Here is a 24070-nt window from a genome sequence, read left to right as displayed (position 1 = left end):
CGCCTTATCGGGAAAGGAAACGGCTGCGGAGGCAAGGCTCCGCAGCCGTCAGTGTCTGCGTGTCGGATCAGTTCATCAGGCCGTTGGTCTGCGCGACGATTTGGCTGAGGCCCTCTTCCGGCGTGATGTCGCCGCGCATGACGGTGCCGATGATGTCACGCTGAGTGCGCCAGATCCGCACGGAGTCCCCGCCCGGATAACCGGCCCAGGGCAGCGAGCGATCGGCCTGCAGCGAGGCCGTCTTGACGTTCGGATGCTCGATATAATAGGGCGCGAGATAGTCCGGACCGGTCGCGAGTTTGTTCGTCGGCAGGTAGCCGGTGATGCGCACGATGAGGTTCTGCGCCTCCGGGCCGGTGATCCACTTCAGGTACTTCCAGGCCGCATCCTGCCGGGCCTTGTCCTGCGTAAGGATGACGGCGGAGTTGCCACCCGTGGGCACGCCGCCCTTTTCCGCATTGTCGAGCGGGAAGGTTGCCGTCTTCAGCTCGAAGCGGTCGCCGACCAGCCCCTCGATCGTCTGCACATGGGCTGGCGTCGAGAAGATGAAGCCGGTGAGGCCTGCACCGAACTGCTGGCGCGACTGGTCCCAGTCGAGCAGCGTCTGGCCACCATCTGTGACGAACCGACGGGCGAGCTTCAGAGCATTGAGACCGGTCTCGTTGTCGAAAGCCACCGTCTTGGTGGCGGGATCGACGAGCTGTCCGCCCTGCTGGAAGATCAGAGACTGCCACAGCCAGTCGTCCGGCCAGCCATTGATGTCGTAGCCCATGCCGGCGATCTTCGGGTCGAGCGCGTGGATCTTGGCAGCCAGCGCGATGACCTCCTCGAAGGTCTTCGGCATGTTGTCGGGATCGCCGCCGGCTTTGCGCACCAGATCGGCATTCACATACATGATCGGCGAGGAGGCGTTGACCGGCAGGCCGTACTGCTTGCCGTCCACCTGGCCGAGCGCCGACATCTTCGGGCTGTAGTTCTTGTCGAGGAAGGCCGCGCCGCCCTCGGCTTCGATGAACGGGCCGAGATCCGTGATCTGGTTGCGCGGCGCCAGCGTGTGGACGAGTTCTGCCGTCAGGTTGTAGCCCGAGAAGTAGACGTCTGGCAGATTGCCCGTGACCGCTGCGCGCAGCACCTGCTGCTGGCCATCATTATAGCCGGTGGCGGGCGCCAGGAAGTTGATCTTGATCGTCGGGTTGTTCTTCATGAACGTATCGGCCAGCGGCTGATGGAATTTCGTGAAGCCGGGCAGGTTGTAGAGAACGTTGAGCGTGATCTCGTCGCTGGCAGAAGCCGTCGAACTGAGGCCTGCCATGGCAAGGCCGAAGACGAGGCCGCGCATGGCGGTGCGTCGGGTAAGGGTCATTGAGGTCTCCATAAGGACGTGGTCGTTCGAGTGGTTCGGGAGGGGTGGTTCGGGCCGCGTCACTTGACGCCGGTCATGGTGATGCCCGCGATGAAGTGCCGCCGGACGAGGAGGAAGCAGACCAGCATGGGGGCGGTGATGAGGGTGGCGCCGGCCATCAGCGCGCCGTAATTGGCACCGGTCTCGACATCGGCGAAAAATAGCATGCCGAGCGGCGGCGGCGCGAGGTTGGTGTCGGACACGACGATCATTGGCCAGTAGAGATCGTTCCAGTGCGCGACGAGGGAGAAGACCGTGAAGGCGGCCAGCGACGGCAGCGAGCCGCGCAGGACGAGACGCCAGCAGATCTCCAGTTCCGAGAAGCCGTCGAGCCGTGCCGCCTCGATGATCTCGTTCGGATAGCTGCGGAAGGACTGATGAAAGAGAAAGATGGCAAAGACCGAGAGGAAGAACGGCGCCATCATCGCGAAATAGGTGTTGAGCAGGTCGGCCTTGGCGAGGCCAACGAAAAGCGGAAGGGCCAGCGCCTGGATGGGCACGCAAAGGGCGGCGATGACCAGCGACAGGAGAAGGCGGCGGCCGGGAAAACGCAGCTTGGCCAGCGCATAGGCGGCAGGCACCGCGGTCAGCACCTGCATGACGAGGATGCCGAGGCAGACGATCACGCCGTTCAGCATGAACCGGGCCATCGGCACCTGTCCGGCGGCCTGGGAATAGTTCTCCACCGCGTCGAAGCTTTTGGGGATCGGCCAGAACGAGACGTCGAAGACCTCGGCCGGCGAGCGGATGGAGGTCAGCACCATCCAGTAGAAGGGAAACAGCATGACGATGGCGCCAAGCGCCAGAACAGCATGCGGGGTCAGCTTGCGCAGAGCGGTCATCAATAGTGCACCTTCCGGTCGAGATGCAGCGTCTGACCGATGGACAGGACGAGCACGATGGCAAGGAAGATGAGGGTGAGCGCCGCGGCATAGCCGGTGTTCGAATATTCGAACCCTTCGAGATAGAGAGCGAACAGCAGCGTCTCCGAGCCGGACCGGCCCTTGGTCAGCACGGCCACCGTCTCGAACACCTTGAAGGCGGAGATCGAGGTCGTGACGATGACGAACATCGTCGTCGGCCCGAGCATCGGCCATGTCACGGTCAGGAAGCGGTCGAGCGAGCTTTTGGCCCCATCGAGCCGTGCCGCCTCGTAAAGATCCTTTGAAATGGCTGTGAGGCCGGCGAGGAACAGGACCATGTTGAAGCCGAGCACCTGCCAGATGCCGATGAGCGCCATGGTCGGAATGAGCAGCGACGGGTTCGACAGAAAGCTGACGGGTTCAAAACCAAGCCACTTGATCGCTGCGTTGACGGGCCCGAGCGACGGGTGGAGCAGAAACTGCCAGACGGTCGCCATGGCCACCAGCGTTGCGGTGACCGGCAGGAAATAGGCCACCTCCCAGAAGGCCCGACTGCGCTTCGTCCCATGGACGAGGAGCGCGACGCCGAGGGCGAGAAACACGCCGAAGGGAATGACGAGGGCGGCATAGAGCACGGTGTTGGACAGCGCCCGCAGGAAGACCGCGTCGTGGAACGCCTTTATGAAGTTCTCCAGCCCGATGAAGCGGATCGACAGGGCGCCGAGCTGGTAGTCCGTGACGGAGAAGACGGCGAGCAGCAGCATGGGCAGGATGTAGATCGCCAGCAGCAGGAACACGGCCGGAGCGGAAAACATCAGGCCGTTGCGCATCATGCGGCGGTCGCGGCTGTTCGACGAGGCGACTCCGGGCTTGACCGGCAACGTCATATTGGTCGGAACAGCCGTCATGCCAGCACCCGCTCGCGCACGGTAAGCGGCCGGCGCAGGTCGTTTGCGCCGAACAGATGCGCCCGCTCCGCATGGAAGCCGAGGTGGACGGTGCCATCGGACGCAACGCCCGGTTTCGCCGTTGCCGTCTGTCGCACGGTCAGGCGCACGGTGGGATCGGCGAGGAGCTGGCAGGTCATGTAGCGATCGGCGCCATGGGTTTCGCTGCGCAGCACCTTTACGGCGAGACCTTGATGCAGGGATAAGCCATCGGTAGCAATGAACAGATCTTCCGAGCGAAGGCCGAGCGTGGCCGGGCCGGTATCGCCCTTGGTGCGCAGGCCGAGCGCCTGCCCGTAAGCTGAAATCTCGCCCGCGCTATCGACGTCGACCGGCAGCAGATTGATCGACGGCGAGCCGATGAAGCGCGCGACGGTGAGGGTTGCCGGCTGGCGATAGAGTTCGTCCGGCGTCCCCAGTTGCTCAATGCGCCCTTCCGACATCAGCGCAATGCGGTCCGACATGGTCAACGCCTCGATCTGGTCGTGCGTGACGTAGACGAAGGTCGCCCCGAGCCGGCGATGCAGCGCGACGAGTTCCTCGCGCATATGGGCGCGCAGTTTGGCATCGAGGTTGGAGAGCGGCTCGTCCATGAGGAAGGCAGCGGGCGAGCGCACGATGGCACGGGCAAGGGCCACCCGCTGGCGCTGACCGCCGGAAAGCTGCGACGGCTTGCGATCGAGGAGGTGGCCGATCTGCAGCATACCCGCTGCGCGTTCGACATCCTCCGTGATGGCGTTCCGGATCTTCGACGTGCCGAACAGGCCGCCGACCACCGGCAGGCGCGCCGACATGGGCAGTCGGCGCATGCGCAGCGGCGTGGCGATATTCTCCCGCACGCTCATATGCGGGTAGAGCGCGTAGGACTGGAACACCATGGCGAGGTTGCGATCGCTTGGATCGACATTCGTCACCTCGCCGCCGCCGATGGCGACCGCCCCCTGATCCGGACTTTCAAGGCCCGCAATGATTCTCAGCAGCGTGGACTTGCCGCAACCCGACATGCCAACCAGCGACAGAAACTCGCCCGGCCGGATGGAAAGATCGATGCCCTTGAGGACCTCGTCCGGCCCGAACCGTTTTCTGATGTTGCGAAGATCGATGGCTTGCGACGACATGATGCGCTCCTGTTTCGAGGCGCGTATGCCGCCTCGAGATGACAGGCAGACAACCGTTTGACGAAAGATCGATGACAGGTCGGTTCAGAGCCTGTGCGGCGCTCATACGTTTTCTGATGTTCGATCGGACCGGCGGCGTTGTTCATCGCGGTGTTTGTGGATGAAGCCATCGCGATCGCGACAACGAGGGATGATAGACGAACGGATACCAAAGCCTGCCCCGCATCGGGATATGCAGCTTCATCGACGCCGCTCATCTGCCAGCGCTGGCATGCTTGACAACACCTTAGTGTTGGCGTAAAAGACATCATGAAGGCCGAAAAACTCCTGCATGAAAAGCGCCTCCTTCGCGACGGCGCGATCGTTGAGATGGTGATCTGGAAAGTGCCTCATCCGGTTCCGGCCAGCAGCCATTCCTACAAGTACCGTTTGTTTTTCGGCAGAAATGGCGAGCGTATCGTCGGATACGACAATGAGCGGGGCAAGGGTGATCATTGCCATCTCGATGGGGTGGAGCACCCTTATGTTTTCGTCAGCGTCGATCGCCTGAGGGATGATTTTCTCACCGAAGTCAGAAGGAGGTTGAAGCCATGAACCGTGCAGTGATCCAGATCCGGCAGGATGACGACGATCTGACCGCGATCGCGGCCATGGGAGAGCGCTTCGTCACGGCATGGAAAAGCGGCGAGCGACAGGACCCTGTGGCCGTTCTGACCTTCGCCTCTCCCGCGCAACTGTTCTCCGTGATCTCGCCCAAGCGTTGGGCACTGATCGAGGCGTTGCAGAAGATCGGTCCGTCCAGCATCCGCGCTGTTGCCCGCGCGCTCGACAGGGATATCAAGCGCGTCCATGAGGACGTGACCGCTCTCATGGAATGGGGTCTCGTCGAGAAAGACGAGAGCGGTAAGGTCCATGTCCCCTACGATGAGATCGAAGCTGACTTCACACTCAAAGCGGCCGCTTGAACCGACACACATGCCGGTCATGACAAGGGCGGGCGGGGCCGAAGCGACGACGGTGCGCAGCTTGCGGCCGTATTCGAGCAGCCATAGAGGTCCGTGACCATGGCACCTTCACCTATCGTCAAGACGCGATGTCTGCCCATGAGGCAGAATCCGACGTGGCGGACCCCGAGCGCTGAGAGATGGAGGCGGCACGAAACAGCGTTGGTCATTCCGTTTCAGGTCGGCAGACCCTTTTTGACGTGTAGTTTGTCGTGTGTGCCTCTGTGAAGCCGACATCAATCGACTCAATTTCCATAACGTCCGCGCGGAGGCATTCGATGACGGCACGAACGGATGCGGCAGTTTTCATGTCCGTATGGAAGACAGCCAAACCGAGGACTCCAGCCCTCTCCTCACGTATCCGCAAAGCCAAACGGTGCCGCCGTCCGGCGGAAATCGTCGATGAGGATCTGGCGGCCGATCGGGGGTTCGGCGCGCGAGGTGCAGGTGGCGCGCTGGCAGAGGCGGCAGGCGATGCCGACGAGGGTCGGGGTGCGGTCGCTGTCGGGGCGGACGTAGATCAGGCGATCGGCGTGCTGCGCATCGCAGACGAGCGCGACCGCGCGGTCGACGCGCGTGACGCCGTAAGCGCCGCCGCCGGCGCTGACCGTGCGGGCGATCGAGAAGAAGCGCTGCCCGTCGGGGAACTCCAGCCATTGTGTGACGATCTCGCCCGGCATGCGGAAGACCTGATGGACGTTCCACAGCGGACAGCCGCCGCCCGAGGCGGAAAAAGGGAAATGCGCGCCATCCAGCCGCTTGGACACGTTGCCGGCGGCATCCAGCCGGATGAAGAAGAAGGGCACGCGTTCCTGTCCCGGCTTCTGTAGCGTCGTCATCCTGTGCGCCGTTTGCTCGAAGCTGGTGGTGAACTGGCGCGACAGGGCGGCCAGATCGTATCGCCGCGTTTCCACCGCCTTGGCAAAGGCGCTGTAGGGCATCAGCAACGCGGCCGCGCCGTAGCTCGCGAGCGACCGGCGCGCGAGCCGGGCGCTCGTTTCCGTCTGGAAATGGCCCTCCTCGACGGCGTCGGCGATCTCCTTGCCGAATTCGAGATAAGCAAGCTGCTGGGCGAGCTGAAACTGCTGGCTTGCCATGTCCAGGGACTCGTCGAGCAGGATCTGCTTGTGGTGCAGGTCGTGCCGACGCAACGAGTCCGACATGATGGAGGAGGGGAGGCGGCGGATGCGCAAGCCATGCCGCTCCAGCAGATACGGGGCGATGCCGCCCTTGTCCTTGACGGTTGCGGCCAGTCTCTCGGCCACGGTGTCGAGCGTTGGAAAGCTGTTTCGCCGCGCGGCGAGGAAGCGGCGTGTGGCGGCCACCGGATCGACCGTCTCCAGCCTTTGCGCGCCCTGGTCGGGCAGACGCTCAGCAAGGGCGAGCTGCTCCTCGCGATAGGCGGTGTAAAGCCGCAGCAAGGCCTCGCTGAAGCCCGGAAAGCCGTTCGCCACCTCCGAGATCTCGGTGGTGACAAGGTCGATATCAGCGAAGATCGGGTCTTTCATGACGGTCTGCAACCGCGCGGCGTGATCGGCTCCGCCATCGCCGGCGAGATCCGCCATATCGACCTTGTAGGATCGCGCCAGCCGCAGCAGCACCTCTGCCGTCACCGGCCGGTGATTGCGCTCCATCAGCGCGATGTAGGAGGCCGAGATCTCGAGGTCTGCGGCCATGTCGGATTGCGTCAGTCCGAGATTGCGCCGCAGCCGTCTCAGGCGCGCGCCGACATACACACCCTGCTTGTCCGACATGCCATTTCTCCATCCTTACAACATTACAAGCAAAATTTGTAAGGTTTGACAAGTGCACACCGAAGTCTCTGACGCATCCCGAAAATGCGGAATATCAAGGCTGCATCAAAACTGAGGAGTGTTCTGATGGCTTACAAGACCGATTACGGGAAGATCGAAGATCTGATTTCTGCCAATACGAGCTGGAGCGGCGTCACCCCCGAAGCCGTATCCCGCATGCGGCTGCAGAACCGCTTCAAGACGGGTCTCGACATTGCGCGCTATACCGCCGACATCATGCGCCGCGACATGGCGGCCTACGATGCCGATCCGGCCAACTACACCCAGTCGCTCGGCTGCTGGCACGGCTTCCTCGCCCAGCAGAAGATGATCTCGATCAAGAAGCACTTCGGCACCACGAAGGGACGGTACCTCTACCTGTCCGGCTGGATGGTTGCGGCTCTGCGCTCCGAGTTTGGCCCGCTGCCCGACCAGTCAATGCACGAGAAGACCAGCGTTCCCGCGCTGATCGAGGAGCTTTACACCTTCCTGCGTCAGGCCGATGCCCGCGAACTCGGCATGCTGTTCCGCGATATCGATGCGGCGCGCGCCGCCGGCGACATCGCCCGGGAGCGGCAGTTGCAGCAGGCGATCGAGAACTATCAGACGCATGTCGTTCCCGTTATCGCCGACATCGACGCAGGCTTCGGCAATGCCGAGGCGACCTATCTTCTGGCCAAGAAGATGATCGAGGCCGGTGCCTGCGCGCTGCAGATCGAAAACCAGGTTTCCGACGAAAAGCAGTGCGGTCACCAGGACGGCAAGGTCACGGTTCCCCACGAGGACTTCATCGCGAAAATCCGCGCCTGCCGCTACGCTTTCCTCGAAATGGGCATCGACAACGGCATCATCGTCGCCCGCACGGACTCGCTCGGTGCCGGCCTCACCAAGCAGATCGCCGTCAGCGCGGAAGCCGGCGATATCGGCGACCTCTACAATTCCTTTCTCGATTGCGAGGAAGTCGCCGACATCAGTTCGCTCAATGGCGATGTCATCATCAACCGCGGCGGCAAGCTGATGCGCCCGAAGCGCCTGCCGTCCAACCTCTACCAGTTCCGCGAAGGCACCGGTGCGGACCGCTGCGTTCTCGATTGCATCACCTCGCTCCAGAACGGCGCCGACCTGTTGTGGATCGAAACGGAAAAGCCGCATATCGAGCAGATCGCCGGCATGGTCGATCGCGTTCGCGAGGTCGTTCCGAATGCGAAGCTCGTCTACAACAACTCGCCGTCGTTCAACTGGACGCTGAACTTCCGCCAGCAGGTCTTCGACGCCTGGGCAAAGGAGGGCAAGGACGTTTCGGCCTATGATCGCGCCCGGCTGATGAGCGTCGATTACGACGCGACGCCGCTCGGCCAGGAAGCGGATGAGTGGATCCGGACGTTCCAGCGCGATGCTGCAAAGCGCGCCGGCATCTTCCACCACCTGATCACGCTGCCGACCTACCACACGGCAGCCCTGTCGACGGACAATCTGGCGAAGGAATACTTCGGCGATGCAGGCATGCTCGGCTACGTCAAGGGCGTCCAGCGGAAGGAAATCCGGGAAGGCATCGCCTGTGTCAAGCACCAGAACATGGCCGGCTCCGACCTTGGCGACGACCACAAGGAATACTTCGCCGGCGACGCCGCCCTGAAGGCCGGCGGCTCGCACAACACGATGAACCAGTTCGCGGCCTGAAGATAGCCGCGAAGGGCACACGGGCGACCGCGTCCCTTGGGTTTCAGACGATCACGGACAGATTTGGCTATTTGCATGAGCGTGGGGTGGAAGCCCCGCGCTCATGCATTTTGCGTTGTGCGGCAATGAGACCGTGGTGATCCCGGCGGCAATTTTCGGCCTCTGACAATGTAGATATTCTAATCATTCCTCCGATTATTCTAAATGGAGCTAACTCCTCTTCTCTCGTATTGTCATTTCAGAAGCCGCTTTGGGAGGCGGCTGAGAGGGGCGCGGACAGAGGACCGCGCTCTTTGGGAGGAGACGAAATACGCAATCGACGCCGTTTTGACGGGCAGGCAACCATGCCTGAGCCGCAAATGTATGTCTGTTGCCGACCCTGTCTCCGGCCGGTCTCTCTTCAACCGAGTTGTCCCCAGCCGAGGATCTTGAAATGAATCTCTATTCACTGCTTCAACTTCGTGCCGACAATGGCCGTCCGGTGCGCGTCGGGCTCATCGGCGCCGGCAAGTTCGGATCGATGGTCATGGCCCAGGCGCAGCGCATCCAGGGCCTGCACCTCGTCGGCGTCGTCGATCTGGATGTCGGCAAGGCGAAGGAATCCATGGCCCGCGTCGGCTGGCCGAAAGAGCGCACCTCCGCCACCAGCTGCGGCGATGCGATCAAGACCGGCTCGACCTTCGTCACCGACGACGTCAAGGCGCTCTACGAATGCGGCGAGATCGAGTGCATCATCGAGGCGACAGGCCATCCGATCGCCGGAACGCGTCATGCGCTCGGTGCCATCGAACACAACAAGCACGTCGTCATGGTCAATGTCGAAGCCGACGTCATGGTCGGGCCGATCCTTGCCGAAAAGGCACGGGCCAAAGGCCTGATCTATTCCATGGCCTATGGCGACCAGCCGGCGCTGATCTGCGAGCTGGTCGACTGGGCTCGCGCCACCGGCTTCGAGGTGACCTCGGCCGGCAAGGGCATGAACTTCGAGCCGCGCTATCGCTACTCGACGCCGGATACGGTCTGGGGCCTCTTCGGCTGGACCGAGGAACAGGTCGCGGCCGACAACCTCAACCCCAAGCTCTACAATTCCTTTACCGACGGCACCAAGGCGGCCATCGAAATGGCAGCGGTCGCCAACGGCACCGGCCTCGATTGCCCGGATGATGGCCTCGCATTCCCGCCCGCCGGGCTTCATGATCTGGCCCGCGTTTTCCGCCCGACATCCGACGGCGGCCGCATGGCGCGCTCGGGCCTCGTCGATATCGCCGCCAGCCAGGAGCCGGATGGCCGCGAGGTGTTCAACAACATCCGCTACGGCGTATTCGTTACCTTCAAGGCGCACAATGAATATGCCCGCGCCTGCTTCAAGCAATACGGCCTTCTGACCGATCCCTCCGGCTGGTACGCCTCGATGTGGCGCCCCTTCCATATCATCGGTCTGGAAACATCGGTGAGCGTTCTCTCCGCCGTGCTGCGCAATGAGCCGACCGGTTGCTCCAAGGAATTCCGCGGCGATGCGGTGGCGACGGCGAAGAAGGACATGCAGCCGGGCGAGATGCTGGACGGCGAGGGCGGCTATGCCGTCTGGGCCAATGCGATCCCGGCCGCCCGCAGCCTCGACCTCAAGGCCCTGCCGATTGGTCTTGCGCATAACGTGAAGCTGAAGCGTCCGATCAAGAAAGACCAGATTGTGTCCTTCGACGATGTCGAGATCGTCAACGACCTTGATGTCGTGCGCCTGCGCCAGGAGATGGAACAGAGCTTCCATCCTTCCAAGCTCGCCGCCGAGTAGGGGCTGAAGATGGCCGGAAACGCTTTCGACACGCATCGGTAACGCTTCCGCAAGGCCTTTCCACCACCTATCGTCTGGGAACGGCCGGTCCGCTCCCAGACGCCGCAAGATCCCTCAACGGGGAAGGACAGGAACATGACAACGACAGGCGCTGCCATCAGCAACATCGCCGTCATCGGCACCGGCATCATGGGCGGCCCCATGGCGGGGCGGCTGGCGGAAGCGGGCTATGGGGTCACCGCCTGGAACCGGACGTCCGACAAGGCGCAGGGCCTGAAAGGGCTCGGCGTCGAGACGGCCGCCAACGCGCAGGATGCCGTCCGGCAGGCGGATGTGGTTCTTTGCATGCTGAGCTCCGGCCCGGTCTGCGAGGCGGTGCTTGACGGCGAGGGCGGCGTGATCGCGGCCATGCGTCCGGGTTCGGTCCTCCTCGTCATGAGTTCCATTCCGGTCGAGACCGCGGTCGCGCTGGGTGAGGCTGCGGCAAAACGAGACATCGACTGTCTCGACGCCCCGGTCTCGGGCGGCGAGAAGGGTGCCAAGGACGGCACGCTTGCGATCATGGCCGGCGGACGGGCCGAGGTGGTCGAACGTCTCGCACCGGTCTTTGCCCCTCTCGGGCGCGTGACCCATGTGGGGCCTGCCGGCAGCGGCGCACTGACGAAGCTCGCCAACCAGCTGATCGTCGCGTCGACCATCTGTGCCGTGGCGGAAGCGCTGACCCTTGCCGAGCGCGGCGGCGCCGATCCGGCAAAGGTCCGCGAGGCGCTCCTCGGAGGCTTTGCAGACTCCACCGTATTTCGACAGCACGGTTTGCGCATGGTGGAGCGCAATTTCGAGCCCGGCGGACCGGCGAAGTATCAGGTCAAGGATACATCGACGGCCCTCGGTTTTGCCCGACATCACGGCCTCAGACTGCCGATCAGCGAGGAGGTTGATCGTCTGTTCCAAGCCATGGTGGATCATGGCGATGGTGATCTCGATCACAGCGCCGTCATTCTCGAACTGCAACGCATGAATTCGGGCGGGGAAAGTACCGCCTGACAAGAATCCAACGTCACTTCTGGGAGGAATGAAATGAGACACTTTACGATCCGCAGCCTGCTGGCCGCCGCAACAATGCTCACAGCAACCATCGCGCAGGCGGAGACCTTGACCCTGTCGACGCCCGATCCGGATACGTCCGAGATCACGCTCGCCGCCAAGAAATTCGCCGACATCGTCTCGACCAAGACCAATGGCGAGCTGACGATCAAGGTCTTCCCGAACGGCACGCTCTATGGCGGCGATCCCGCAGCGGGCGTCAAGCAGCTGGCCGGTGGCTCGCTCGACATGCTGTTGAACTCGACCTCGCTCTACGCGACCTTCAATCCGAAGTTCACGGCGATCGCCATTCCCTACCAGTTCCGCGACATCGAGCAGCTGCGGGCCTATCTCGACAGCGAGAACGGCCAGGAACTGGAGGCCGACCTCAGCAAGATCGGCATCAAGGGCGTCGATCTCTGGTCGCGGCCGCTGCGCCAGATCACCAATTCGAAGCTTCCGATCACCTCTCCGGCCGACCTCAAGGGCCTGAAGCTGCGCGTACCGAACAATCCGCTCTGGGTCGAATTCTTCGGCGCGATGGGTGCTGCACCGACGCCGATGGCTTTCGCCGAGGTCTACAACGCGCTGCAGCTGAAGGTGGTCGACGGGCAGGAAAACCCGATCAACGTACCGGTGAGCGCCAAGCTCTACGAAGTGCAGACCTATGCGACGATCAGCAATCACATCGCCGATGCCTGGGTGCTGGGCATGAATCCCGCCCGCTACGAAGGCCTCAGCGACGCCTTCAAGACGGCGCTGACGGACGCCGCCAAGGAGACGGAAACCTGGAAGGCGGCAAACGATGCGGCCGACATCGAGAAATCCATCGCGACGCTTAAGGCCAATGGCATGGAGGTCAATGAACTGACGGACGCGCAGCGCAAGGCCTTCGTCGATGTCGCCGCCGGCCTCGAGGAAAAGTTCGCAGCGCTCGTCAAGGACAAAGCCTTCTTCGACCGCACGCGCGCCTTCGTCACCACGAACTAAGGTCACGACGGCACCATGCCGCCATGGCATGGTGCCGGTCCTTTTTTGTTGCACCGCACTCCATCCGGAAGGGCTTTCGCATGCGCGCTCCCCTTAGCTCGTTGTTGGGTACATTCGTTCGCCTCGTCGCCGATGTCGCGGCTGGTATCGCCTGTGCCGGCATTCTCATCGTCGTCCTGCTGCAGGTCATCGGCCGCCTTGCGGGCCACCCGCTCCCCTGGACGGAGGAGGCGACGCGCTTCCTATTCATCTGGATGGTTTTCCTCGGGCTTGCGGCCGGTTTCCGCACGGTGGAAAGCGCGCGCGTCGTCGTCTTTCTCGTGATGGGCCGGCGCTTTTTCCAGAGGCTGGCGGTACCGATCTATGTCGGATCGTCGGTCTTCTTCTTCGGCCTCATGGGCTGGACGGGTTTCACGCTGATGCGCCAGCAGATCATGATGAACGAGACCGCCGCGACAGTGCCGATCCCCATGTGGCTGATCGGCATGGTGATGCCGGTGTCGGCGGTGATCGCCATCCTCGCCATTTTCGACTCGCTGCGACATCGGCGCGACCTCATCGCCCTTCCCGAACTCGGACTTCCGGCCGGCGAAATCGCCCATGCCGACGTGTCCATCACGTCAGGATATTGATGCCATGTCGGTCTTTCTTCTCGTCGCCTTCTTCGGCCTGAGCATGCTCGGCATTCCGCTCGCGGTGGCGCTCGCGCTCGCCAGCGTCGCCACACTCACGCTTTTCACCTCCATGCCGCTCGATCTCCTGTCGCAGACGATGTTCTCCTCGATGAACTCCTTCCTGCTGGTGGCCGTGCCGCTGTTCATTCTGGTGGGAACCGTGATGGAGCGCGGCCGGGTGGCCGAGCGCATCTTCGATTTCGCCGAAGCCATGGTCGGCTGGCTGCCGGGCGGCCTCGGCCATGTCAACGTCATCTCGTCGGTCATCTTTTCCGGTGTTTCCGGCTCTTCCGTTGCCGACATCGCCTCGGTCGGCGCGATCGAGATCAAGGCGATGGAACGGCACGGCTTTCCCAAGGGCTATGCGGTCGGCATGACGCTCTGCACTGCGACGCTGTCCTCCATCATCCCGCCCTCGATCCTCGTCGTCATCGCCGGCTCGATCGCCAATGTCTCGATCGGCACGCTGCTGGTCGCGGGACTGGTCCCCGGCCTGTTCATCGCGCTTGCCTTCATGGTGTTCAACCATTTCTACTCGGTCTATTACGGCTACAATCCGCCATCACCGTTCAATCTGCGCATGGTCATGGTCACGGGCATCAGCGCCATCCTGCCCATGCTGACGCCGCTCATTCTCATCATCGGCATCGCCAGCGGTCTTTTCACGCCGACCGAAGCGGCAGCTATCGCCGTCGTCTATGTCGGGGTGCTCGGGGTTCTCGTCTACCGCACGCTGCCGGTTCGCGAACTCCCGGAAATCCTCATCTCCACGGCGCGCATTTCCGGCACCATCCTGTTTATCGCCGCGACCTCGCAGATCGCCGCCTGGGTCTTCACCTATGACGGCTTGCCGGACAAGGTTGCCGAGCTGCTGCAGGCCATGAACCTGGGTCCGCTGTCCGGCATGCTGGTCATCTTCGTCTTCCTCCTGATCATCGGCATCTTCATGGAAGCCATTCCGGCCATGTTCATCCTCATTCCCGTGCTGATGCCGCCGGTGCAGGCGATCGGCATCGACCCGATCCACTTTCTCATCGTCACCGTGATGACGCTCACCCTCGGCCTCGTCACGCCCCCGGTCGGCGTCTGCCTTTTTGCCGCCGCGCAGGTCGCCAACATGAGGGTCGAGGATGTGATCAGAGGATCGCTGGCGCCGATGGCGGTGCTGACGCTCGCCATCTTCGCGCTCGTCCTCTTCCCCATCCTCACGCTCGGCCCCATCCGCCTGCTGGGCATGTACTGAGATGACGGCATCGTCCTCTCCCGCCGGCTTCGTTATCGTCATGGGGACGGCGGGCACGGGCAAGTCCGAGATCGGCAGGCGGATCGCCAGCCGGCTCGGCTGCCGCTTCGTCGAGGCGGACGAGATGCATGCGCCCGAAGCCGTTGCGCAAATGCGCAACGGTGTACCGCTTACCGACGAACAGCGGATGCCCTGGCTTGACGCCGTCTGCGACCGGGCGCTAACGCCCGACGACCAGCCTGTGATCATCGCCTGTTCGGCGCTGAAACGGACCTATCGCGACCTTCTGCGCGCACGTCTCGGAAGCGCTCGCTTCATATCTTTGGAGGGAACGGCCGTGCTGATCCTTCAGCGGTTGCAGGCCCGTCGCGATCACTTCGCCACCGCCTCGCTGCTGGCAAGCCAGCTGGAGATACTGGAGACGCCGCGGGCCGACGAGGATGCCCTGCGACTGGATATCGCCTTGTCGCCGGAGGCCCTGACGGACAAGGCTTGTGTCTGGTTGTTGGACGAGGCCCTCTCAGCGCGGTATCGCGCCTGAGGGGTAGGCAGCCTGCCAGATGTCGCGTTCGGTGCGCAGCCATTCGAGGAACAGGCGAACCTTCTTCTGCCGGAGGTGGTCGCGCGGGCAGACGATCCACTGAGTGGAGATGCGGACTTCCGGCGGTGAGATGACGGGGCAGATGAGGCGGCCGCGTTGCAGTTCCTCATCCATCATCAGGGTGCTTTCGAGCGCGATACCCATGCCACGAACGGCGGCATCGATCGCCATATGACTACGATCGAAGAGGACACGCGGCCAGCGTTCCTCCGGTGTGACGCCCGCCAGCGGAAACCAGCTGTTCCATTGCGCCTGCGACTTCACCGAGTGGATCAGTCGATGCCCCAGAACCTCCTCCGGCCGGAGGCTGTTTGCGGCGGCGTAGTCCGGCGAGCACACAGGATAGAACTGCTCCTCGGCAATGCTCTCCACATAAAGGCCCGGCCATCGCCCGTCGCCATGACGCAGCTCGATATCGACCAGCTCCTGATTGAAGTCCGTCGGCTCGTTCGTGCCGTCGAGGCGGAGTTCGAGATCCGGATGACGGTCGAGAAAATGCCCGAGCCGCGGCAGGAGCCATTTGTTGGAGAGCGTCGGCGTCGCGCGGACCGTCAGCGTGGTCACCGAGCGGAAGCCGCGAAGAGTTGCGGTTGCCTGCTCTATGCTCTCCATCTGCCCCGATATCATCGAAAAATAGCGCTCGCCGGCCTCCGTTAGTGCAATACCGCGGCCGGCCTTCGTCAGGAGGGCCACGCCGAGCTGGACTTCGAGCACCTGAATCTGCTGGCTGACGGCCGAGGGCGTCACGCTCAGCTCTTCGGCCGCCCGCGCGATGCTGCCGGCACGCGCGGCGGCGTGGAAGACCAATATGGCTTTGATGGGAAGCTGCATCGCGGGATCCGGGTTTGACGTTCGAACCTAGACTATCGGGCGCGCCAGCGGAACAGTTCGCTCCTCGCTTCGACAGCCATGCACAGCTGCACGGCAGCCATGCGAAATCCCGTCTACCGGTTGGCTGCTTGGTGCCGTAGATTGCAGTCAGAATTTATCAGGACAAAGACCATGAAGACTGAAGCCCCCCGCAACCGTATCGCATTCGGCCAGAAGATCTGGGACGCGATCGTCCTCACTCGCTCGCACGAGACGCGCCGCATCCTCAACAATCACGGCTACAAGGGCTGATGATGTCGGGGAGAGCATCGCTCTCCCGGGATCGTCGCATAACCGCTTTTCGTTCAGGGCGATATGACGCAAGCTGCCACCCTCGGGTTGGCGGCTTTTTTTTTGCGACAGGGGACCGGCAACTCAGGTGATTTGCATCTGTCGCGTCCCGCACCACGCATCCTGAACGGCCTGAATGGCGGTATCCGGCTTGGACTCGCCGATGAAGATGATGATGGGACCCTGGTTCGCATGGGCCGGATCGTAGAAGTCGAGCAGATCGGGGTGAAGGTTCTGGATAAAGGCCGGCAGTCGACCGTCGCGTCGTAGCAGGTGATCGACCACGACCTGGTCGCCGTGGACGGAATTGGGCACCGTGCCGCACGAGCCCGGCTGCATCCAGCGTTTCGGATCGCCCTTGAACGTCTCGTAGAGATGGTCGAGTTCGCGACCGCGCCAGCGCATAAGGGCGGTCGATAGGCGACCTTTCAGGAAATAGTCCTCCATCGCCGCCGTGCTGTCGTCGATGAGAGCGCCGGCATCTCCGGTGAAGACCGTATCGAGATCGCACAGGATCGTGAGACCGTCGGCGAGATCGGGGCGGAACGCCTCGAATTTCGACCACCATGCCGGCCAGCCGTGAAGTAGAGGCACGACATCGACGCCCGCGACGTCGAGATCGAGATCCGTGAGGCAGACTACACGATCGAGACCGGGAATCGACCGGCGCGCGCCGCCGTTCAGACGCTCGACCCAGGACGCGTCGTAGCGTCCGCCGCTTTTCAGAACGGTCGTGAGCGTGACCATGCGGTTACACCACCTTCAACTGCGGCGCCTCGTTGACGACGGCACCCCGCCAAAGGTCGTCGCACAGCGTTTCCAGCCAGTTTGCAGCCTTTCGTGCGGCATCCGGATCGTGCAGGGAGCGCAGGATTTCCGGGTCGATCGCGTCGGCCGCATGAAGGAGCTGCTGCCAGCCGCGATAATCGCCAGGCCAAGCGGGCGCGGTGACGGCGGCGCCGAGAGCAACGAGCGCTTCGGCCTTGCGATGCTGTTCGGCGAAATAGCGCCATTCCGGCATAACGACGAACTTGGAGCCTGCACGGGCGATCTCGTGAACGGTGTTGTCGCCGGCCGAGGCGACGACGACGTCGGCAGCGGCGATATGGTCGGTGACGTTCTCGACCCAGCCAAGTTCCTGCAGGTTGGCGAAATCGGTCTCATGACCTTCGCGGTGGACGGGCCCGGCGACCAGCCAGAGAGCATCCGGCACGGCGCGCGCAGCAATGGTCAGAGGGGCAAGCGGCGTTCCGCTCCCGCCGCCACCCGTCAGCACCAGAATAACCTTGCGGTCCTCGGCAAGGCCGAGCTTTGCGCGCGCTGCCTGCCGTGTCGGGACCGCGTCCCGCGTCGTGCAGAGCCCGCCGGTGTAGATGGTCTTGGCACGAAGAGCCTGCGGATAATCGTCCTGCTCCAGGCGTGCATCGAACGGCGCGATCATACCGACACAAGCTTCGTAGGAGCCGATATGGCCGATATCACTTCGGTCGCCATGCATGCGGATCTGCACCGTCGGTGTGCTGACGATGCGGCCAAGCATGCCGATCTCGGCGGAGACATCGACCACGAACAGCCCGACGTCGCGATCATCGAGATGGTCGACGATGGTGCGCATCGTGCGGCGCATGGAGGGTAGACCGAGCGGCACGCAATGCATGACGGAGGGCGTGGGCTCGGCGAAAAGGCGCGCCGTCGGCACGGTCTCGCCGATCATGTTCGGCAGGGTAATGACCTCGATGCGCGGATCGGCCTTGGCGAAATGTTCCGGTCCTGCGGTGAGCACGGAAACGGGGCGATCCTTGCTGAAATGCTCGGCCATCGCCATCGTCCGATTGGCATGGCCACGGCCCTGATGATGGACGAAGAAAGAGATCGGTTTTTTCATGGATTTTGGTCCCATCAGGAAAAGAGAACGTGGTCGGGTTGTCGTGCGGCATCGGTTTCTTGGACGTCCGGGCGGCGAAGCAGACGAATGTCATCCGCTTCGCTCGTCCATGCGATCAGCTCGCGCTCCGCGAACTGCCCAAGCCAGTAGTCCATGCACCAGACGCCGTGCTTGGCGTGGTAGAGGCGGGCATTGCGCAGGATATGGTCGAAGTGCTGGAGCGGTGGAATATGGACGGCGTGATGCTGGTGGTAGGCACGCGCGCCGCCGACGCGGTAGGTCGGTAGGCCGGCCCGCGCCGCTCTGCGCGCGAGGTCCGTCTCTTCACCACCATAGCCATAAAAGCGTTCGTCCATGCCGCCTATGGAAAGCCACGTCGCCTTGCGCAATGCAAAGGATAAGCCCCAGAGCTGTCCGGAATCCGGCTCTTCCATAACACCGATATCAGGAAATGCAGGCTTGGAGGGGTGGGCGACGCCGTGCTCTTCGAGCGCCGCGAAATCCCCCGTGAAGATAGGCAGACCGCCCGGCAAGTAATGGACGTCACCGAGCATGACGCCATCGTGCTGCGCGAGCGCCTGGGCGTAGGACGAGACTGTCGTTGGCGAGGGGATGCAATCGACATCGAGAAAGACGAGGTGCTCGCCCGACGCCGCCTCTGCCGCACGGTTGCGGGCAGCAGCCAGCGGCATGTCGTCACCACCGACGAAGACATGACGGACAGGGCACGACATGGCTGGTAATGCGTCGGCCGCTTCGGGTTGCATCCACGCGATCACGAGTTCGCACGGCGGCCTGCTCTGTTGCGACAGCCCCGTCATCAGCGCCCTCAGATGATCCGCCCGGCCGCGGACGATCGTCAGGACACTTGCGGGGACCTCTGCCATCATACTGGCAGACCTGCAGCCTTGGCCTTGTTGCGGAAGTGGAGAACCCCTTCGATAATGCCGGCGGCGTGGGTGTTTGAGGCGATGTAGGAATGCTTCAGCGCCGGAAGCTTGCCGAGATTGTCGGAGTAGTTGGCGACGATGATCGACTGCGGGATGGCCTGCAACATCTCGATATCGTTGCCGCTGTCGCCCGCGACGAAAACGGCATTTTCCGCCAGGCCGTAGCGGCGGCGCACATGATCGACCGCCGTGCCTTTGGACGCCCTGATCGGCAGAATATCCAGATAGCGCTTGTGGCTGTGGATGACGGAGGCGAGCACGCCCGCATTTTGAAGTGCTGATCGAACGCGCTCGACGGTCGCATGGGTGCCGTCGCTGAAATAGCTGAGCTTGAAGTCGCGCTGCTCGAGCGGCGCCTGCGGCGTCAGGCCGGATACGCCGCGTAGCACCCGCTCGACCGCCGAGCGATGCCAATTGCCGGCAATCGCCTTCAGCCAGCCCTCGTCCTGCTCATAGGAAACGCCGTTCTCCGACAGAGTGTAAATCTCCGACCCGACGGAGGTGATCATCACCTCGGGGCGGGGTACGTCCTGCTGTTCGAGAACGGCCATGGCGCTGTGAAAGGAGCGGCCTGTCGCGACGCCGAAGGCGAGGTTCTCCTGCATGCGACGCCAGTTACCGAAGGCGTGGAGATGCGGAACGGAGCCGACAAGCGTGTTGTCGATGTCGCTGATCAGAAGCTGGATAGCCCGCTGGACGGGCATTTCCGGCGGGCGCACGAGATCGCGCACAAGTCCGTGATAGCGGGTGACGTGCCGTTCCCAGTCGTAGGTCTTCACGGCCCTGTCGCCGGAGGCGGAGAAGCGGTCCCACATCTCTGCGCTGCGAAAGATCTGCAGCAGGGCATCGGCAATGCCACTGGCGTCGCGCGGATCGACCAGCAGGCCATTGCCGCAGGTCTCGATGATGTCGTTCGGGCCGCCGCTGTCGGTCGCGACCAGCGGCAGGCCGACGGCGGCTGCCTCCAGCAGCGTCAAGCCGAAGGGTTCGTTGAAGGCGGGGTTGACGAAGACGCCGCGCCGATCCCGGGCATAGGCGTAATAGGCGGGGATGTCCTCGCCACGATGGCTCTTGGGATAGGCAACTTTGCCGTAGAGATCGTAGCGATCGATGAGGCGCAGGAGCTCGCGGAGGTTTGCTGCCATATCCGCCTCGAGCGCATCGATATCGTCGCGCGAGCCCGCGACGATCACGAGATTGGCCGCGGCCTGCAAGGCTTTCGACTTGCCGTAGGCCTCGATCAGGCCCGCAAGGTTCTTCTTGGCGACGGGCCGCGCGATGGCGAGGATGACGGGCTTCTCCGGCTCGACCAGAAACCGGGCCATCTCCCGTTCGACCACGGGGGAGGACGCCGCGCCACGAAACGCCTTGAGGTCGCTGCCCGGCGGCAGCACGCGGATCTTGCCGGGGTCATAGGTATCGTAGGCCTTGTATTGCAACTCCGCCTCGTCGCGGGAGGATGCGATGACGAGGGAGGCTCTGGCCAGCGCCAGCTCTTCCGCCGCGATCCGCTCGACAAAGCCACGATCGGACAGGCAGGAGGGCAGGGCCTTCTGCTTGACCTTACCGAGCGAGTGGCCGGTAAAGACGAAGGGAATGCCGAGCGCATCCTCGACGCGTGCCGCCACCACGGCCGCATCGGCGTAATGAGCATGAAGGATGTCCGGCCTGGTGCTGCCCGCTAAGATGTGCGCGATCAGGCCAGCGGCAAAGCTGTCGATTTCCGTGTGCAGGTCCTCTTTTGCGAGGTAACCTGGATGCGTCGTGGGAAAGCGGATGATGCTGGTCGTACCATCGACGCTCTCGACCGGCTTGATGTAATCTTTTCCAAACCCTTCGAAGGCGCGCGTGGCGATGACGATGCGCTCGGCTTGGCCGGTGCTACTGCAAGCTTCGACCAGATCCAGCAGATAGCGGATGTGTCCACCTGTATCCGTCGTCAGTCCATATTCGACATTGTTTCCGCGGAGGCACCCTTGAAGTGCGACGTGAAGAACGAACATACATGATCTCCCGTGCAGTCAGGACCTTAAATGCCGAACCACGACCGTGAACCGAGTGAGCCGCTAAAAGTTGCACAGGTTGCACCAAGTATTTTTCCCGTGCCTCCGCTCAACCATGGCGGGACGGAGCGGGTGATCCACGACCTCTCCGTCGAGTTGCAAGCGCTCGGCTGCGAGGTGACGCTGTTTGCACCCTCCGACAGCACCTGCCCCGTGCCTCGGGTCGGCGCGCTGCCGAGCCTGCAATTCCTTGAAAAAAAATATGATTTTGTGCCGCCATCGATCCCGTCCGTGCTGGAAACGGTTCGTATGGAAGAGGTGCGCCGCGCGCTGTCCACCTTCGATATCGTGCATTTCCACGGCGAGTTCTTCCACGCCGTGACGCTGGGTGAAAAACGCAAGACATCTCTGACGACCATCCACTGGCGCGTCGATGAACTCGACCGTGAGTTGTTTTTCTCCGCCTTCCCGGATCTGCCCATTGCGGCCATCTCGCACGCGCAGGAACAGGCGCTGCCAAAATCCAATCGCGCGGGCATCGTGCTGCATGGCGTCGATCCCGCGCGCTTTAAACCCAACGACACGCCGGAGCCCTATCTCGCCTTCATCGGTCGCATGACCGATCAGAAGCGCCCGGATGTCGCGATACGGGTGGCACAAGCGGCAGGCCGGCCCATTCGTCTGGCCGGAACCGTCGATGTCGGCAACCCGCTCTACTTCGATACCTATGTCAGACCCGGCCTTTCACCGACCGCCGAATATATTGGCCCCGTCGATGACGTCGCCAAGAACGTCCTGCTTCGCGGCGCAAGCGCACTGCTCTTTCCCATCGACTGGCCGGAGCCGTTCGGGCTCGTGATGATCGAGGCGATGGCCTGCGGCACGCCTGTCATCGCCTGGAACCGGGGCTCTGTGCCCGAGGTCGTGGAGCACGGCGTGACCGGCTTCATTGTCGACAGCGAAGAAGAGGCGGTGGCGGCTATCGGGCAGATCGACCGGCTTGATCGGCGCGCGATCCGTGAACGCTTCGAGCAGCGTTTCACCGCCCGGCGCATGGCGCAGGACTATCTGGAGATCTATCGAAGGTTGCTCCAGCGATGATGTGCACGGCCCTGATCGCCTGGGATTACCCACCATCCCCAAGCGGACTGTCCACCGCCGCCCGCGAAATCGCGGAGAGCCTTCTGGCGCAAGGCTGCGAGGTCACGGTGTTTTCCGGCGACAGAAGCGACGCGCGCATGAGCGACGGCGTACGCATCATCGGCTGCGCTATCCCAGAGCGTTCGCGGCTTGGGCGCCTGCGCACCTATGCCGGCATCGGCCATCTCGCGGCACCTCGGCGGTTTCGCGATGCGGTGCTCACCGCGCATGCCACGACGCCGTTCGACGTGGTGGAGGCGACCAACTGGTATGCGCCGGCCGTGCTGCTGGCCGGGCGCCGGGATCTCCCGCTCGTTACGCGCAACTCGACGCCCGCCTCCTGGTCGCGCGAAAGCCGGCTATCTCCCCGCAACCGGTTGGATGCCTGGGTGGCGGATATGCTGGAGCGCCGGCAGGCGATCGGCAGTGCGGCGCTGATATCAAACACATCCGATCACGGGCGGCGGATCGCCGAGCTTTACCGTCTGGACTCACGCCGCCCGCACGCGACCATCGGCTTGTCCTTGCCACAAGCGCTGCTGACGCGGGCAGGCGAGGCGGAGTATCCGCCTCATGAGGAACCGCTCCGCATTCTCTTCGTCGGCAGGGCCGAAGCACGGAAGGGTTTTCACGAATTCATGGATGCCACTGCTCGCGTCGCCGAAGACGCCGATGCAGGCCTCGTGCCGGATTTTCAGGTGGATCTGCTGGGTGTGCCCGCAAGCGACCTGCCGGAGACATTGCCAGCCAGCGCACGCCGGCGCATTCATGCGCTCGGGCGGCAGCCCGACGCGGTGCTATTCGATCTTTACGAAGCCGCCCATATTGTTTCAGCGCCTTCGCGCTACGAAAGTTTCGGCCTCGTCTATCAGGAAGCGATCGCCTTTGGCCGCCCCATTCTCGCATCAACCGAAGACCCAAGCGCGCGGGAATTTATCGGCGAGACCGGCGCAGGCGTGCTGGCCTCGGCGACGGAGGGCGGAGCCATTGCGGAACGCCTGCGCGAAATGCTGGCGTCCGCCGCTCTTCGCGCGCGCCTCCGTGAGAAAGCGCTTGAGGCCGCGGGAACCTTCACGCGCGCCACCCTCGGCCGCCAGACGCTTGAGGTTTACAAGCAGGCGATTGCCGGCGATCGTGACACCGGATCGGCGAGGGCTTTATGAAGCGGACCGCAATCATCGGCAACGCGCCGGAGTTCGATGGCACGGATCTCGATCTCGACGGCTACGATCGCGTCGTCAGGTTCAACAATACGGCCGGGCTCGGGTCTACGAGCGGCACAAAGACCTCCGAACTTGTGCTGGTCAGCCGGGGCGGACAGCCGGCGGAATGGCTCGCCGATCCTGCATTTACGCAGCGAAAGGCCGTGCGGGATGCTGAGCGCGTCACGCTCGTCTTTCCACCGTCGGAAAAACCGGAAGACGAGTGCCATGCCGAAGGCCTTCGCGAGCGTCTTGGCCCGCTCGGCAAGGACATCGGATCGATCGATGCGGCGACGGAGAGCAGGGCGCGCGCGTCGCTGCTGGCACATGGCGCCCTGTCGACCTCTGCTCTCAGTTCCGGCTTTCTCTACAGTTTCAGGACACTGGAGGCCGAGGACTCCAGATCCTCATCGTTCGACATCTTTGGCTTCGGCTTCGATGGTTGGGACGGGCATGCCTGGAGCGCCGAACGCTCGTGGTTCGAGGCTGCTCACAAGGCCGGCTGGCTCGTCCTGCACCCCTTGGCGAAGCGCTGACGC

22 protein-coding genes are annotated in these 24070 nt (G+C 63.1%); 12 read left to right on the top strand and 10 right to left on the bottom strand.

Going from position 1 to position 24070, the window contains the following annotated elements; translation table 11 throughout:
* Nucleotides 1-67 precede the first annotated feature (67 nt).
* From C8J33_RS21760 to C8J33_RS21745, 4 genes are read right to left on the bottom strand one after another with little or no spacing between them, the layout of a single operon-like run.
* Entirely contained in the window at nucleotides 68-1363 is a 1296-nt protein-coding gene (locus C8J33_RS21760; protein ID WP_132665309.1) for an ABC transporter substrate-binding protein, read from the bottom strand.
* A 59-nt stretch (nucleotides 1364-1422) separates the two neighbouring features.
* Nucleotides 1423-2244 carry a carbohydrate ABC transporter permease gene (locus C8J33_RS21755; RefSeq protein ID WP_132665308.1) on the bottom strand — a complete coding sequence of 274 codons (822 nt, stop codon included), beginning with the start codon at nucleotides 2242-2244 and terminating at the stop codon, nucleotides 1423-1425.
* Nucleotides 2244-3152, bottom strand: coding sequence for a carbohydrate ABC transporter permease (locus C8J33_RS21750; protein WP_422038851.1), 909 nt, complete (start codon nucleotides 3150-3152; stop codon nucleotides 2244-2246). The genes C8J33_RS21755 and C8J33_RS21750 overlap by 1 nt, the downstream gene beginning before the upstream one ends.
* Before the next feature lie 17 nt (nucleotides 3153-3169).
* Nucleotides 3170-4330, bottom strand: a complete 1161-nt coding sequence (locus C8J33_RS21745) for an ABC transporter ATP-binding protein (protein ID WP_132665306.1) — start codon at nucleotides 4328-4330, stop codon at nucleotides 3170-3172.
* A gap of 309 nt (nucleotides 4331-4639) precedes the next feature.
* Between C8J33_RS21745 and C8J33_RS21740 the strand changes: the two genes are divergently transcribed.
* On the top strand, nucleotides 4640-4924 hold the full coding sequence (locus C8J33_RS21740; protein ID WP_132665305.1) for a toxin-antitoxin system TumE family protein: 285 nt from the start codon (nucleotides 4640-4642) through the stop codon (nucleotides 4922-4924).
* The gene (locus tag C8J33_RS21735) at nucleotides 4921-5295 is read left to right on the top strand and encodes a transcriptional regulator (RefSeq protein ID WP_207904049.1); all 375 of its coding nucleotides are present in this window, start codon (nucleotides 4921-4923) and stop codon (nucleotides 5293-5295) included. The genes C8J33_RS21740 and C8J33_RS21735 overlap by 4 nt, the downstream gene beginning before the upstream one ends.
* A 392-nt stretch (nucleotides 5296-5687) precedes the next feature.
* Here the strand turns inward: C8J33_RS21735 and C8J33_RS21730 are convergent, their stop codons facing one another.
* Nucleotides 5688-7088, bottom strand: a complete 1401-nt coding sequence (locus tag C8J33_RS21730) for a helix-turn-helix domain-containing protein (protein ID WP_132665304.1) — start codon at nucleotides 7086-7088, stop codon at nucleotides 5688-5690.
* Nucleotides 7089-7214: 126 nt separating this feature from the next.
* On the opposite strand from C8J33_RS21730, the gene C8J33_RS21725 reads away from it, so the two are divergent.
* The 7 genes from C8J33_RS21725 to C8J33_RS21695 all read left to right on the top strand — a co-directional run bounded on the left by C8J33_RS21725 (nucleotide 7215) and on the right by C8J33_RS21695 (nucleotide 15130).
* Complete coding sequence (locus C8J33_RS21725) at nucleotides 7215-8807, top strand: isocitrate lyase (RefSeq protein ID WP_132665303.1); 1593 nt, start codon at nucleotides 7215-7217, stop codon at nucleotides 8805-8807.
* A 433-nt stretch (nucleotides 8808-9240) separates the two neighbouring features.
* Nucleotides 9241-10599, top strand: coding sequence for an NAD(P)H-dependent oxidoreductase (locus C8J33_RS21720; RefSeq protein ID WP_110802621.1), 1359 nt, complete (start codon nucleotides 9241-9243; stop codon nucleotides 10597-10599).
* A gap of 135 nt (nucleotides 10600-10734) precedes the next feature.
* Entirely contained in the window at nucleotides 10735-11643 is a 909-nt protein-coding gene (locus tag C8J33_RS21715; protein WP_110802623.1) for an NAD(P)-dependent oxidoreductase, read from the top strand.
* Nucleotides 11644-11676: 33 nt separating this feature from the next.
* Nucleotides 11677-12672, top strand: coding sequence for a DctP family TRAP transporter solute-binding subunit (locus C8J33_RS21710; protein ID WP_110802625.1), 996 nt, complete (start codon nucleotides 11677-11679; stop codon nucleotides 12670-12672).
* An 80-nt stretch (nucleotides 12673-12752) separates the two neighbouring features.
* A complete protein-coding gene (locus C8J33_RS21705; RefSeq protein WP_110802627.1) occupies nucleotides 12753-13304 on the top strand; it encodes a TRAP transporter small permease in 552 nt (183 codons plus the stop codon).
* Between the two features lie 4 nt (nucleotides 13305-13308).
* The gene (locus C8J33_RS21700; protein WP_110802628.1) at nucleotides 13309-14589 is read left to right on the top strand and encodes a TRAP transporter large permease; all 1281 of its coding nucleotides are present in this window, start codon (nucleotides 13309-13311) and stop codon (nucleotides 14587-14589) included.
* Between the two features lies 1 nt (nucleotide 14590).
* On the top strand, nucleotides 14591-15130 hold the full coding sequence (locus C8J33_RS21695) for a gluconokinase (RefSeq protein WP_207904048.1): 540 nt from the start codon (nucleotides 14591-14593) through the stop codon (nucleotides 15128-15130).
* Here the strand turns inward: C8J33_RS21695 and C8J33_RS21690 are convergent.
* The 5 genes from C8J33_RS21690 to C8J33_RS21670 form a co-directional block, all read right to left on the bottom strand.
* Nucleotides 15110-16021, bottom strand: a complete 912-nt coding sequence (locus C8J33_RS21690) for a LysR substrate-binding domain-containing protein (protein WP_110802629.1) — start codon at nucleotides 16019-16021, stop codon at nucleotides 15110-15112. The two genes, C8J33_RS21695 and C8J33_RS21690, sit on opposite strands and share 21 nt — an antisense overlap.
* A gap of 414 nt (nucleotides 16022-16435) precedes the next feature.
* On the bottom strand, nucleotides 16436-17098 hold the full coding sequence (locus tag C8J33_RS21685) for a hypothetical protein (RefSeq protein ID WP_110802630.1): 663 nt from the start codon (nucleotides 17096-17098) through the stop codon (nucleotides 16436-16438).
* A 4-nt stretch (nucleotides 17099-17102) separates the two neighbouring features.
* Nucleotides 17103-18236, bottom strand: coding sequence for a glycosyltransferase (locus tag C8J33_RS21680; protein ID WP_132449458.1), 1134 nt, complete (start codon nucleotides 18234-18236; stop codon nucleotides 17103-17105).
* A gap of 14 nt (nucleotides 18237-18250) precedes the next feature.
* Nucleotides 18251-19057: a galactosyltransferase-related protein gene (locus C8J33_RS21675; RefSeq protein ID WP_245507245.1), complete on the bottom strand. Its 807-nt coding sequence runs from the start codon at nucleotides 19055-19057 to the stop codon at nucleotides 18251-18253.
* A gap of 65 nt (nucleotides 19058-19122) precedes the next feature.
* Nucleotides 19123-21189 (bottom strand): HAD-IIB family hydrolase, encoded by a 2067-nt coding sequence (locus tag C8J33_RS21670; RefSeq protein ID WP_132665302.1) that lies wholly within the window; start codon nucleotides 21187-21189, stop codon nucleotides 19123-19125.
* Between the two features lie 99 nt (nucleotides 21190-21288).
* On the opposite strand from C8J33_RS21670, the gene C8J33_RS21665 reads away from it, so the two are divergent.
* From C8J33_RS21665 to C8J33_RS21655, 3 genes are read left to right on the top strand one after another with little or no spacing between them, the layout of a single operon-like run.
* Complete coding sequence (locus C8J33_RS21665; protein WP_245507244.1) at nucleotides 21289-22290, top strand: glycosyltransferase family 4 protein; 1002 nt, start codon at nucleotides 21289-21291, stop codon at nucleotides 22288-22290.
* Complete coding sequence (locus C8J33_RS21660) at nucleotides 22287-23492, top strand: glycosyltransferase family 4 protein (RefSeq protein WP_422038829.1); 1206 nt, start codon at nucleotides 22287-22289, stop codon at nucleotides 23490-23492. Before C8J33_RS21665 ends, C8J33_RS21660 begins: the two co-directional genes overlap by 4 nt.
* Nucleotides 23489-24067: a hypothetical protein gene (locus tag C8J33_RS21655; RefSeq protein WP_110802634.1), complete on the top strand. Its 579-nt coding sequence runs from the start codon at nucleotides 23489-23491 to the stop codon at nucleotides 24065-24067. The genes C8J33_RS21660 and C8J33_RS21655 overlap by 4 nt, the downstream gene beginning before the upstream one ends.
* Nucleotides 24068-24070: the final 3 nt, after the last annotated feature.

The sequence above is a fragment of the Rhizobium sp. PP-CC-3G-465 genome, from assembly GCF_004343445.1.
In the GTDB taxonomy this organism is placed as follows: domain Bacteria; phylum Pseudomonadota; class Alphaproteobacteria; order Rhizobiales; family Rhizobiaceae; genus Ferranicluibacter; species Ferranicluibacter rubi.
The sequence above is the reverse complement of the archived record's forward strand: the minus strand, read 5'-3'. Positions and strand labels throughout refer to the sequence as shown.